The organism is Salinicoccus kekensis, from assembly GCF_900220995.1.
Taxonomy (GTDB): domain Bacteria; phylum Bacillota; class Bacilli; order Staphylococcales; family Salinicoccaceae; genus Lacicoccus; species Lacicoccus kekensis.
This window is the reverse complement of sequence record NZ_OBQF01000002.1, coordinates 358274-370241: the sequence shown is the minus strand read 5'-3', so window position 1 is coordinate 370241 and position 11968 is coordinate 358274. Positions and strand designations below refer to the sequence as shown.

The window sequence follows — 11968 nt, the reverse complement described above, 5'->3', positions numbered from 1 at the left end:
CCACACCTGTTCCCATGCCGAACACAGCCGTTAAGCTCTCCAGCGCCGATGGTAGTTGGACATACGTCCTGCCAGAGTAGGACGCTGCCAGGCAAATAGTTAAGATCCGATCCCAGTGATTGGATCTTTTTTTGTGTTGTTTTTTAGTATAGGAAAATTAAAGCAGCCGCAGGATGTATCCTGCGGCTGCTTATCGATCAGCTTACTCTCATACTGCAGGAGGGCCGATGACTTTATCTGCCAGGCGACGGCAGTTTTCCTGATCAAAATAATCGAAGTAATACTCCGCCTTCTCATACCAGGGATTTTTATTTTCGCCTGTGACGATTTGTTCCAATATATTAATGACTTCTTTTATATCACTTGCTTTGTATCCATATAAATCCTTATTCAGGTCGAGATAGCTGCCACGTTTTTCCTCCAGCACTTTCTGATCAAACATATAAAAAATGATTGGTTTGTTCTGATATAAAAAATCCCATGAAACACTTGTGTAATCAGTCAACAGCATATCAGCATCAATCACTTCATCTTTAATGGAAGCTTCATCAAAAGTGATCAATGAGACCCTGGTTCCATTCTCTAAAGGCTTGAAATAATCTTCGTAAGTTTTCATAAAAGGATGTAATACAACTTTTATATTAAGGCGATAAGTTGCAATAAGCTCTTTCAATTCAGGATCGTTCAACAGATTCACCATACACCGGAAGTAATCACTTTCCAAAAACTCTTCTTCGGTAAGATCAAGCAACCATTCTCTCCATGTCATCATTAAAAGTATGTTACGTACTTTCTTTGACGGACTGTCGGGCTGTAAACGGTCAAAGCGAGCCATGCCTGTAGTAATCAATTTTTCTTCCGGGAATTTCCAACCATTTAATTTTATATCGCGTTCATACTCGGAAGCGCAATTAAAAAAGTCAGTTCGATTAAGAAGGGGTTTATCTTCAGGTTGTATTAATATTTTTTTAAAGCCTTCAATTCCATGGCTGACATGTGTCATCACCGTTTTTTTATTGAGGTGGATATACTCATCCATATTCGGTGCAATATCATAAAGGATGGAGTGGCCATGGAATGTATAGTCAGCTCTGAAAAACAATAAGTAATTCTTAAAGCTGCCAAGTGGGACGGCATACGGGATATTTTCTGCTTGGACGTAGTCAAAATTCTTGTCATACATCCAATATGTCTTTAGATCCTGGCGGTTTTCAACGAGATATGTATGGAAAACCGATGCATTGTCTTCGTATTTCTCTCCTAAGTTTCCTCCGACGAGTACTATTGGATTCTTATTTTTCGGCATCACTTTGGCAACAAGCCGTGCGGCAGTTATTTTAAGATTGATGAATAGAGATTCGTACCATTTAAAAGTTTTAAGTTTCATAAATCATCTCCTCCTTTACGTTAATACATATTCGTTCACCCTATATATTTATACCCATATTCATAGTTTTTTACTCTGTGAGTTGTTTAAGTAGTTGCATTTCGGGTATAAAACGGATACTCAATGTAAAGAATGTGTTAAAATAAGGATACGACATTTCAGAATATTGGTAAAATTAACGTTCAATGTAAATATCATGTTAATTACAACGTGATATTTCTAAATATTAAGGAAAGGGTGGAGTCATTTGAATGTACGAAAAATATTGTTCATTTCAGATCATGGTGACCCACTTGCGGAATTAGGTGGGGAGCAGGCGGGTGGCCAGAATAACTACGTCAAACAACTGGCGAATTACCTTTCTGATAGTGGACTGGTGATAGATGTGGTCACTCATTGGAGCGATGAAAATGCCCCCCGGATAGAAAGGTTCGGCAAATCATGCCGGGTCATTCGTATCGCAGCGGGGAGGAAAGGTTTTGTCCCAAAGGCAGAAATAGCAGATCTTCTCGATGATTTCTATAAAGAAATGAAATCGTTACTTAATTTAAAAGAGTATGATATTATTCATAGCCATTACTGGATGTCTGGACTTCTTGGACTTGCTGTAAAAGAAGAATTCGGCATACCAGTCGTGCATACATCACATTCACTGGGTGTCGCAAAAGCTGCAGCCACAGGAGTACCCGAAGGAAGACGGCTGAGAGCTGAAAAAAGGGTGCTTAGAAATGCAGATTGCGTCATAGCGACGACCCCGACTGAAAAGAAAATCATTAAAAGATTTGCTGGCCCGAAAGCGGTTATCTCTGTCATTCCTATTGGAGTAGCGGAAATCTTTGAAGAAACGCCGCTTCACAAACCGCCCGTACAACCGCTCTTTGTCTACGCCGGTCGTTTTGAAGAAACTAAAGGTTTGTTCACTCTCTTAGAAGCTTTTCAAAACCTTGTGAAAGAGGGCCAGGAAGGCCAATTGATTCTTGCAGGGGGAGACGAAGATGATATTGACGCAACGACGGGTGTACCCATCACCGCTGACCTTTGTGAAGCCATCAATGGTATTGAAGACAGGGTGACTTTTCTTGGACCAAAATCACAGGAAGAACTCGCAGCGTTGTTCTCCAAGGCGACAGCCGTTATTGTGCCCTCTTATTATGAATCGTTTGGCATGGTGGCTGCAGAAGCACAAGGATGCGGTACACCAGTCATCGCTTCTGAAACGGGCGGATTGAAAGATGTGGTAAAAGACGGACAAACCGGAATACTGGTGCCACCTGAAGATTCAGAAGCACTCGCACGAGCAATGCATAAGATGGCAGAAGAACCGGACTATGCTGAGACCTTGGGGCGGGGAGCAATGAAGCGTGCTAGGCTGCTGTTCACCTGGTCGTCCATCGCGAATTTGACGCAGGACTTATATGAGGTGGTATACAATGAAGAAAATTCGTCATTTGTTAGCGACGGATCTTGATGGTACTTTTGTAGGGGACAGAACAGGATTAAAGAACCTTTTATCTCATTACGAAACGCTTAAAGAACTTACATCGCTTGCATATATTACAGGACGGCACCGGGATTCTGCAGCTAAGCTCATCTATGAAGAATCACTGCCGATTCCGGATTTACTCATTACTGACGTTGGGACAGCCATCTACTCAGGTTCTGATTTTTCAGAAGATAAAGAGTGGAAAAAGAAAATGACCATTGAATGGTACCCGGATGAAATTCTTAAAGCTGCAAAAAATATTCCCGGACTCACGTGCCAGAATCTGCCTGACAAGAGACGTGTCTCTTTTTATTCAGACGGGCCCCGCCCTGCAAAAGCGTTGGAAGCAAAACTTTTAAAAAGACAAATACCCCACACTTTCATTTTCAGTTCAAATAGAGATGTGGATATTTTACCAAGGGGCGGCGGCAAAGGCGAAGCACTCAAGTTTTCAATCAATAAATATGTAGAAAAAGGTGCGAATATTCTTGTGGCGGGCGATTCGGGCAACGATCTGGACATGCTGACGGCAGGTTATCCGGCTGTAATCGTCTCGAATGCACGGGCAGAGCTGGCAGAGATAAAGGAGAATGATATGCTCTTTCGGGCGAATTATCCCCACGCACAAGGCATACTTGAAGCATGGCAGCATTTCTACGGAACAGGCAAATAGCTTTGTATTTATTGGAGATCAAATGTAATATGTAAAGAGACCGGTATGGTCTCTTTTTTTATATGTATTATTTATTTTTTGATATAATGGTTGAGGAACTTATGGATAGGAGTCATAATGATGGAAAAAGAAATTATTGTATCTTCTTTAGACGATATGGAGCGTTTAGCCGGACTGTTCGGTGAAAAAGTATATCCGAATCTCGTCCTCCTTTTATCCGGTGACTTAGGCGCAGGGAAAACGACATTTTCTCAATTCCTGGGGAAGAAGCTTGGGGTAAAACGGCATATCACTTCTCCTACATTCAATATCATTAAATCCTACAAAGGGGATCTGCCCATTCATCATATGGATTGTTACAGATTGGAAGATAGTGATGAAGATTTGGGTTTTGACGAGTATTTCAATGACGGTGCTTTAGTCATCATAGAATGGTACATATATATAGAAGAATTTTTGCCGGAGTCATATATAACTCTGGATATTAAAATGATGGATGATCAGAGGATCATAACGCTTGAAGGCACAGGGAGTAAAAATGAAAGAGTGGTCAAAGAAATTTATGAAGAGTTTACTGATTGATACATCCGATCAAGTATTATCGATTGCAGTCACTGATGAGATCATATTGGGTGAAATCAATATCAATATAAAAAGAACACATTCGGAAACACTGATGCCGTATATTGCTGAGTTGTTGGATATGGTTAAGGTGGAGAAAAATGAATTGGAACAAATCATCGTCTCAAACGGACCTGGATCCTACACCGGAATAAGAATCGGGGTGACGGTGGCAAAAACCCTTGCTGTGGCATTGAACCTCCCTTTATATACTGTTTCCAGTCTTTTTGTGATGGCGGCAAGTTACCGCGGAGTAGTGGCCCCTGTGATTGATGCACGCAGAGGAAACGTATATGGCGCAATCTACGAGCTGGACGGTAATTCTTTTGATGTAATAAAGGAACCGGAACATATGGATTTCGCAGCATTCAATGAGGAAGTAAAGAAATATGGTGCGCAGATAATCATGAACACTGCATTAAAAAGGAATTTTGAAGCGGAAGTCACCCACGTGATGAGCCGCATCGGTAATGTTGTGAATTATAAAGGCGCTTTGGTACCTGTGGACGCACATGAAGTGGTGCCGGAGTATTTAAGAATATCGGAGGCCGAGAAAAATTGGATGGAAAAGAATCAATAACGATAAGGCCGATGGGGATTGAAGATATCGATGCCGTCCACACCATAGAAACGGCGTCCTTCACCAAATCATCATGGACGAAAGAAGCTTTCCTGAGGGAAGTCGCGGCCAATAAGTTCGCACATTATTTCGTCATGGAGAAGGATTCCGAAATCATCGGATACTGCGGCCTCTGGCTGATACTCGACCAGAGCCAGATCACGACGATCGCCATCAGGGAAGACCAGCGGGGTCACGGATTTGGTCATCAATTACTGAAGTTCATTAAAGAGTACTCGGCGGAATCCACGACGACACTGTCACTGGAAGTGAACGTCGATAATGATTCCGCTAAAAGCCTTTACGAAAAAGAAGGATTCTCCTACGGGGGAATCCGGAAAGACTATTACGGACCCGGAGAGGATGCACATGTCATGTGGGTGAAACTGGATGAATGAAAATATAACAATATTAAGCATTGAGACAAGCTGTGATGAAACAGCGTGCAGCATCGTGAGGAACGGCAGTGAATTGCTGTCGAATGTCGTCGTCAGCCAGATAGAGAGTCATAAACGGTTCGGCGGCGTAGTGCCCGAGGTCGCTTCCAGGCACCATGTGGAATCGATCACGCTTGTGATCGAGCAGGCATTGGAGGAAGCTTCCATGACACCGGACATGCTGGATGCTGTCGCGGTGACGGAAGGGCCGGGGCTCATCGGGGCGCTCTTGGTGGGCATCAATGCAGCGAAGGCATTCAGCTTTGCACATGACCTGCCCCTCATTCCCGTCCATCACATCGCAGGCCATATTTACGCAAACCAGCTGGAGGAGGAACTGACCTTCCCATTGATGGCTCTGATCGTCTCAGGCGGGCACACTGAACTGATTTACATGAAGGACCACCTGAATTTTGAAGTCATCGGTGAAACGCGAGATGATGCAGTGGGGGAGGCATATGATAAAGTGGCCCGCGTCATCGGGCTCCCTTACCCGGGCGGCCCTCATATCGACCGTCTGAGCAAAGAGGGGCAGGATACGTTCGACTTCCCGAGAGCTTATCTTGAAGGCAGTTATGACTTCAGTTTCAGCGGCTTGAAATCCGCCGTGATCAACTCACTCCACAATCACAGGCAGAAAGGCCTTGAAGTGGATCCAAAAGATGTCGCATCATCATTCCAGCACAGTGTGGTGGACGTGCTCACCAGCAAGACGATGCAGGCGGTTGAGGAATATAAAGTCAAACACCTCATCATCGCAGGCGGCGTGGCTGCAAACAGCGGTCTGCGTGCAAGGTTCGATCAGCTCGCAAGAATGCACAATATCACCCTGCATATACCGGCCCTCAAATTCTGCACGGATAATGCAGCGATGATCGGCGCCGCTGCATATCAACTATATTTGAAGGGTCATTTCTCAGACCTCAATCTGAACGGCCGCAATTTCATAGATATTGAAGAATACACACATTAATACATTCAGCGCCCTGGTCTGTTCCACAGATCAGGGCTTTTGTATAATTATCTCTTCATAAAAACGTTTTCTAAAAATTACTATTTGACAGAATATTCATACCCTGTTAGTATGGTACTTAACTTAAAAATGAATAGATTCCTTATCGAGAGCCAGGGGAGGAAATTGGTCCTGAGATCCTGCGGCAACCTCACTTTTTTAAAAAAAGTTGAAAGGTGCCCATTCCAACAAGCGTCATGCTTGAAAGATGAGGAAGAGCAGCTTTCATCAGTGCCTCTTCCTCAGGAAGAGGCCTTTTTTTATTCCTGGTTATCCGCTAAGAATTAAGTTGATCAATGATATGAGGAGAGGTTATTATGAAAAAACAAATTCGTCTGAATGGTTTCACTCAAAATACTGTAGCGCCGCATTCCCCTGGATTATGGCGCCATCCAAAAGACCAGGGCCACCGCCATGGTGATCTGGATTACTGGACCGATCTTGCGAAACTTCTTGAAAAAGGCAAGTTCGACGCGATGTTTTTAGCAGATGTGATGGGTATTTATGACGTATTTGGCGACAGTCCGGATGCTGCGGTAAAAAATGCCGTGCAGGTGCCGCTACATAACCCGCTGCTCCAAATATCAGCGATGGCCGCGGTCACGGATCATCTGAGCTTTGCGCCGACGTATTCTGCTACTTACACCCAGCCATATAAGCTTGCACGCGAATTTTCAACATTGGATCATCTGACGAAAGGCCGCATAGCATGGAATGTCGTCACCTCCTACCTGGAGAGTGAAGCGGTCAACCTCGGAATGAAAGGGCAGATCGACCATGATACAAGGTATGACCGTGCGGATGAATATATGGATGTCGTTTATAAATTGTGGGAGCACAGCTGGGAAGAGGATGCAGTGGTGGCGGATAAAGAGACCGGAGTCTATACGAATCCTGAAAAGGTGCACCCGATAAACCATGAAGGTGAATTTTTCAATGTACCGGGCGAACACCTGGTGGAACCTTCACCCCAGCGCACACCTGTTTTATTCCAGGCAGGCGCTTCATCAAAAGGGAAGGGATTTGCCGCAAAACATGCAGAAGCCCTGTTTACGACACTCGCAAGCGACCTCGATGAGCTGAAGGCATTCACCTCTGAAATGAGGGAACGTGCAGTGGAGAACGGCAGAAATGCAGACGATATCAAGATATTCCCGGGCATCGTGCCGATTGTCGGCCGTACGAAAGAGGAAGCGCAGGAAAAATATGAAGAGCTTCTGACGTACGTCAGCTATGAAGGGACGGCGGCAATGCTTTCAGGCCATACAGGCGTCGATTTTTCAAAATATGACCCGGACGAGTATGTAGAGGATGTCACGACGGAAGCTTCCCACGGTTTCCTGAAGAAATATTCCGCGAGCACCACAAGGAAATGGACAGTGAGGGAAGCGATACTCCATCACGGCCTCGGCATCGGCGCAACAAAGGTCATCGGCACACCTGAACAGGTTGCAGATGAGCTGGAAGCCATGGCGAACGAAGGTGATGCAGACGGCTTCAACATTATACAGGCATCAAGCCCTTCAACTTTCGAGGACTTCATCGAGCTTGTCATCCCTGTGCTGCAGGAGCGCGGCAGTTACAGGACAGAATATGAAGCATCGACTTTAAGGGAGAACCTTTTTGGAAAAGGCAGGGTGAGGATCCCTGAGAGCCATCACGCAAGAAAAGTGAAATTGGCTGATAAGGTGCATATTTAAGTATATTTAAGGCAGTCCTGATTTCAGGACTGCCTTTCTTCATACTCATCTTTCAATATCGAATAATACACATCATTGAAATATTCGCCCTGCTTCCATTTATGTACGTGCCTCAATACGCCTTCCTTCTGCATGCCGAGACGTTCAAGGACTTTCCCGGAAGCGGTGTTCCGCTCATCGAACATCGCCGCGATGCAATCGAGACCGAGGACTTCAAAGCCCAATTCCAATATCGCTTCAGCGGCTTCGGTCATATGCCCTCTGCCATGGTGGGTTTTATTCAGGGTATAGCCGATAATCCCCCTCGAATCTTCGGTTTTTCTTCTCAGTTCAATCGTCCCGATCATTTTGCCGGAATCCTTCAGTTCAATGCCGTACTTTCCAAGCGGGCGCTCCAGGAAATACTCCACAATCGCCTTCTCCGTGTCAGCCTGCGATTCATGGCGGTCAAATACATAATACGTCGTTTCTTCATCCGAGGCATATTCGTGCATATCCCGGGCATCCTCCAAAGTGACCGGCCTTAGGATCAGCCGCTGAGTCTCCAGCCGCTGATGTTTTGCAAGCAATACTTTGTAATCGTCCATTGAAATCCCTCCATATCTCTTTTATTTATCCTAATGATAACAAAAAGAAGGCCGGAGGCCTTCTTTAAAATTGGTATTTTAAATTTATCTGTACTGGTTGAACTGATTGTTGCCTTTTTCCTGTTGGATTTCTTCTTCCTGGGCGTTTCTGCTGCCCTGTGTCTCATCCTGCTTCGCCCAGGCTTTCGTGTCATCATCTTTGAAGTTGCCTTGTCCCGGCTGAGCTTTCTCTTTCATCTGTGCTTTTTGTTCCTGGCCTTCTTCAGCCTGTTTTCTGGCTTCTTCCCTCATCTTTTCAGCCTGATCCTTATGTTCTTCAGTCATTATTACACGCTCCTTTGAATCATTGTATAGTTTGTTTACCATCATTCCGGTATTCTTAAACACCATTCACCGCACCGGGTGAAAAGCATGGGTAACTCTCATCTTCGATTTTGCGAACATATATTCTGTCCTCAGACGGCTTACTCTTCATTTGAGTTTGTCAACAGGGAACATTTGTTTTATCCACAACCTGTGGATAACTTGTGGGCAACTTTAAAAGTCCTGTTGAATAAGTTACCCACAGCTGTGGGTAAAAGTGTGGATAACTTTGCGTGTTTATGTGGAAATTGTGGATAACTCCTTGAAATAGCGCTATAATCACCTTGCTTTTGTGTATAAATCTGTGATGATCTATAATTCTGACTAGTCACCTTATACACCGAACACCCATAAAAAAAGAAGCGGATGGTCATGGACCAAACGCTTCTTCTATGATTCCGTGAGCAGTTCTTCACTTTCCGCCCACTCATCCATGACCTGCTCAAGTCTTTCATTCTTTTTGATGAGCTGTGTATTCAGCTCTGCAGACTTGGTGTAATCATTGTATATATCAGGATCCAGAAGACGGGTCTCCAGATCCTCTATCTCGGTTTCCAGCAGGGCGATTTCCTCTTCGTACTGTTTGACCTGCTTTTTCAATCTGCTGATCTCATTACGGAGTTTTTTCTGTTCCTCATAATCGAGGTTCTCTTTCGGAGATGCTTTCTCTTTCGCCGAAGCAGGGGGAACTTCCATCTGCCGCTTCTCCTCTTTTTTATGAAGGAAATAATCATAGTCGCCGTTCACGAGGAAGACATCTTCTTTTTGTATCTCGAGTATGCGGTCGGCAATGCGGTTGATGAAGTATCTGTCATGTGAGACGAAGATGATCGTGCCTTCAAAATCATCCAGTGCATCCTCCAGCACTTCCTTGCTGTCTATATCCAGGTGGTTCGTCGGCTCATCCAGTATCAGGACGTTATTCTTCTCAAGCATCAGCTTTGCCAGCTGTATCCTTGCCTTTTCCCCGCCGCTTAAATCATTCACGCTTTTCAGCACTTCATCCTGTGTGAATAAAAAACGGCCCAGAATTTTTCTGATGTCGCTTTCCTTCATTTCCGGGTACTCGCTCCACAGTTCCTCAAGCACGTTCTTATCGGAAGTGAACTCGGCCTGTTTCTGATCGTAGTAGCCGATCGAGACATTGGTCCCGTAAACGATTTCCCCGCTGATTTTGGAAATTTTCTTTGCGATGGTTTTTACAAGCGTCGATTTGCCGATGCCGTTCGGACCGAGTATGGCGAGTCTGTCGCCTTTTTCAACGCTGAAGCTGATGCCGCTGTTCAGCACTTCGTCATAACCGATGGTGAGGTCCTTGACCCGGAAGACGTCATTGCCGCTTTCCCGCCGGATTGAAAATGAGAAATCGGCATTTTTATGGTCCTGCCTCGGTGCATTGACCTTCTCCATCATCTCAAGCTTTTTACGCCTGTCTTTCGCCATGCCGCTTGTCGAGGCCCGCGCAATATTCTTCTCAACGAAAGTTTCAAGTTTCGATATCTCTTTCTGCTGACGTTCGTACTGCTTCATCTCCAGCTGGTGGCGCTTTTCCTTTTCGATGACATATTTTGAATAATTCGAGTGATAGAGGGTGCCTTTCCCGAGCTCCACTTCAAAGATCTTATCGACGGTCTTGTCCAAAAAGTACCTGTCGTGGCTGATGATGACGACCGCACCCTGGAAATTCTTCAAATAGTGCTCAAGCCACTCGACGGTTTCCACATCCAGATGGTTCGTCGGTTCATCGAGGAGGAGCACATCGGGCTTACGGAGGAGCATCTGTGCCAGTGACAGCCTCGTCTTCTGGCCGCCTGAGAACTCATCCACAGGACGGTCAAGATCAGCAATGTCAAAATTCAGGCCGGTCAGGACCATTTTGATGCTGGAGTCGATATTATAGCCATCTGCATTTTCAAAGGCATTCTGAAGCCTTGCGAGCTTATCCACATACTCCTCGTACTGTGGATGCGAATATTCATTATCGCCGAGCCAGCGGGTGACCGTATCCATTTCAGCCTTCAGTGCCAGAAGATCTTCGAATGGACGCATCATTTCCTCACGGACCGTGAATTTTGATTCCAGCGTCATCTGCTGGGTCAGGTAACCGATCGACGTCCCTTTCGGCATGCTGATGCTGCCGCCGTCATAACCCATTTCACCGGCCATGATCTTCATCAGGGTCGTTTTACCGGCACCGTTCTTGCCGACGATGCCTATATTTTCACCCGATTTGACTTCGAGGGTGACTTTATCGAAGACCAGATCGGTGACAAAAGATTTTCTTAAATTGGACAATTGCATTACAATCATAAAATTCCCTCACTTTCCTTCAGTTTACAATACTATGTGAAAAAAGACGATGGAAAATCATTGACATTATTATGTATGATTGCAGGGTGTGTGCTATAATGGATTACATTAGCACAACAGGCAGGTGTAATTGATTGTGAATACAAAGAAGAGAATTCCTAACGCCACCATGAAGCGGCTACCTCTGTATTACAGATATTTTAAGCAGGCGGAAGAAGCAGCTGTTGACAGGGTGTCATCAAGAGAAATAAGTGAAGCTTTGGATATCGACTCAGCCACGATCCGCAGGGATTTCTCATATTTCGGTGAGCTTGGACGCAAAGGATACGGTTATAACGTTAAGAGTCTTTTGAACTTTTTCATGGAACATATCCAGGGTACGGACAAGAAGAACATCATACTTGTTGGTGTGGGTAACCTTGGCAGCGCATTATTAAATTATAAGTTCAGTAATTTAAGTGATAAGATGAATGTTGTTGCAGGCCTCGACAGCAATGAGGAACTGATCGGCACCAAAATCAATGATGTCGAGGTACATCATGAAAGTGAACTTGAAGACATCATCGAAAAAGGGAATGTGGAAGTTGCAATCCTGACTCTTCCGGTATCAGCAAGTCAGGAAATGGCAGAGAGGCTTGTCGATGCAGGTGTCAAAGGCATTTTGAACTTCACGCCGACCAGGCTGGATCTGGATAAGGACATCTATGTACATAACATTGATTTGGGAGTAGAACTACAGGCATTATTCTTTTATATGAAGAATCTATAGGAGGGGA

At 44.8% G+C, this 11968-nt stretch carries 12 protein-coding genes, 1 rRNA gene and 1 riboswitch; of the genes, 9 read left to right on the top strand and 4 right to left on the bottom strand.

Features of this window, described 5'->3' with window-relative positions; translation table 11 throughout:
- Positions 1 to 93: ribosomal RNA gene (rrf, locus tag CRN96_RS06540) — 5S ribosomal RNA — on the top strand; the annotation flags it as partial.
- Between the two features lie 115 nt (positions 94 to 208).
- Here rrf and CRN96_RS06535 read toward each other — a convergent pair.
- Complete coding sequence (locus tag CRN96_RS06535) at positions 209 to 1387, bottom strand: CDP-glycerol glycerophosphotransferase family protein (RefSeq protein WP_097040326.1); 1179 nt, start codon at positions 1385 to 1387, stop codon at positions 209 to 211.
- Positions 1388 to 1634: 247 nt separating this feature from the next.
- On the opposite strand from CRN96_RS06535, the gene CRN96_RS06530 reads away from it, so the two are divergent.
- The 7 genes from CRN96_RS06530 (at position 1635) to CRN96_RS06500 (ending at position 7932) form a co-directional block, all read left to right on the top strand.
- Positions 1635 to 2855, top strand: coding sequence for a glycosyltransferase (locus tag CRN96_RS06530; protein ID WP_097040325.1), 1221 nt, complete (start codon positions 1635 to 1637; stop codon positions 2853 to 2855).
- Positions 2818 to 3543, top strand: coding sequence for an HAD-IIB family hydrolase (locus tag CRN96_RS06525; protein ID WP_097040323.1), 726 nt, complete (start codon positions 2818 to 2820; stop codon positions 3541 to 3543). The genes CRN96_RS06530 and CRN96_RS06525 overlap by 38 nt, the downstream gene beginning before the upstream one ends.
- A 120-nt stretch (positions 3544 to 3663) precedes the next feature.
- The gene (gene tsaE / locus CRN96_RS06520; RefSeq protein ID WP_097040322.1) at positions 3664 to 4125 is read left to right on the top strand and encodes a tRNA (adenosine(37)-N6)-threonylcarbamoyltransferase complex ATPase subunit type 1 TsaE; all 462 of its coding nucleotides are present in this window, start codon (positions 3664 to 3666) and stop codon (positions 4123 to 4125) included.
- Positions 4106 to 4744, top strand: a complete 639-nt coding sequence (gene tsaB / locus CRN96_RS06515; protein ID WP_097040320.1) for a tRNA (adenosine(37)-N6)-threonylcarbamoyltransferase complex dimerization subunit type 1 TsaB — start codon at positions 4106 to 4108, stop codon at positions 4742 to 4744. Before tsaE ends, tsaB begins: the two co-directional genes overlap by 20 nt.
- Positions 4723 to 5181 carry a ribosomal protein S18-alanine N-acetyltransferase gene (gene rimI, locus CRN96_RS06510; RefSeq protein ID WP_245844570.1) on the top strand — a complete coding sequence of 153 codons (459 nt, stop codon included), beginning with the start codon at positions 4723 to 4725 and terminating at the stop codon, positions 5179 to 5181. Before tsaB ends, rimI begins: the two co-directional genes overlap by 22 nt.
- Positions 5174 to 6193 (top strand): tRNA (adenosine(37)-N6)-threonylcarbamoyltransferase complex transferase subunit TsaD, encoded by a 1020-nt coding sequence (gene tsaD / locus CRN96_RS06505; RefSeq protein ID WP_097040318.1) that lies wholly within the window; start codon positions 5174 to 5176, stop codon positions 6191 to 6193. Before rimI ends, tsaD begins: the two co-directional genes overlap by 8 nt.
- A 139-nt stretch (positions 6194 to 6332) precedes the next feature.
- A riboswitch (SAM riboswitch) is annotated at positions 6333 to 6447 on the top strand.
- Positions 6448 to 6549: 102 nt separating this feature from the next.
- The gene (locus CRN96_RS06500) at positions 6550 to 7932 is read left to right on the top strand and encodes an LLM class flavin-dependent oxidoreductase (RefSeq protein ID WP_179647134.1); all 1383 of its coding nucleotides are present in this window, start codon (positions 6550 to 6552) and stop codon (positions 7930 to 7932) included.
- A 23-nt stretch (positions 7933 to 7955) separates the two neighbouring features.
- Here CRN96_RS06500 and CRN96_RS06495 read toward each other — a convergent pair whose 3' ends face one another.
- The 3 genes from CRN96_RS06495 to CRN96_RS06485 all read right to left on the bottom strand — a co-directional run bounded on the left by CRN96_RS06495 (position 7956) and on the right by CRN96_RS06485 (position 11192).
- Positions 7956 to 8519 carry a GNAT family N-acetyltransferase gene (locus CRN96_RS06495; protein ID WP_097040314.1) on the bottom strand — a complete coding sequence of 188 codons (564 nt, stop codon included), beginning with the start codon at positions 8517 to 8519 and terminating at the stop codon, positions 7956 to 7958.
- 84 nt (positions 8520 to 8603) lie between these two features.
- A complete protein-coding gene (locus CRN96_RS06490) occupies positions 8604 to 8843 on the bottom strand; it encodes a hypothetical protein (RefSeq protein ID WP_097040312.1) in 240 nt (79 codons plus the stop codon).
- A 429-nt stretch (positions 8844 to 9272) separates the two neighbouring features.
- Complete coding sequence (locus tag CRN96_RS06485) at positions 9273 to 11192, bottom strand: ABC-F family ATP-binding cassette domain-containing protein (protein ID WP_097040310.1); 1920 nt, start codon at positions 11190 to 11192, stop codon at positions 9273 to 9275.
- A 133-nt stretch (positions 11193 to 11325) separates the two neighbouring features.
- On the opposite strand from CRN96_RS06485, the gene CRN96_RS06480 reads away from it, so the two are divergent.
- On the top strand, positions 11326 to 11961 hold the full coding sequence (locus CRN96_RS06480; RefSeq protein ID WP_097040393.1) for a redox-sensing transcriptional repressor Rex: 636 nt from the start codon (positions 11326 to 11328) through the stop codon (positions 11959 to 11961).
- The last annotated feature ends 7 nt before the right edge of the window (positions 11962 to 11968 follow it).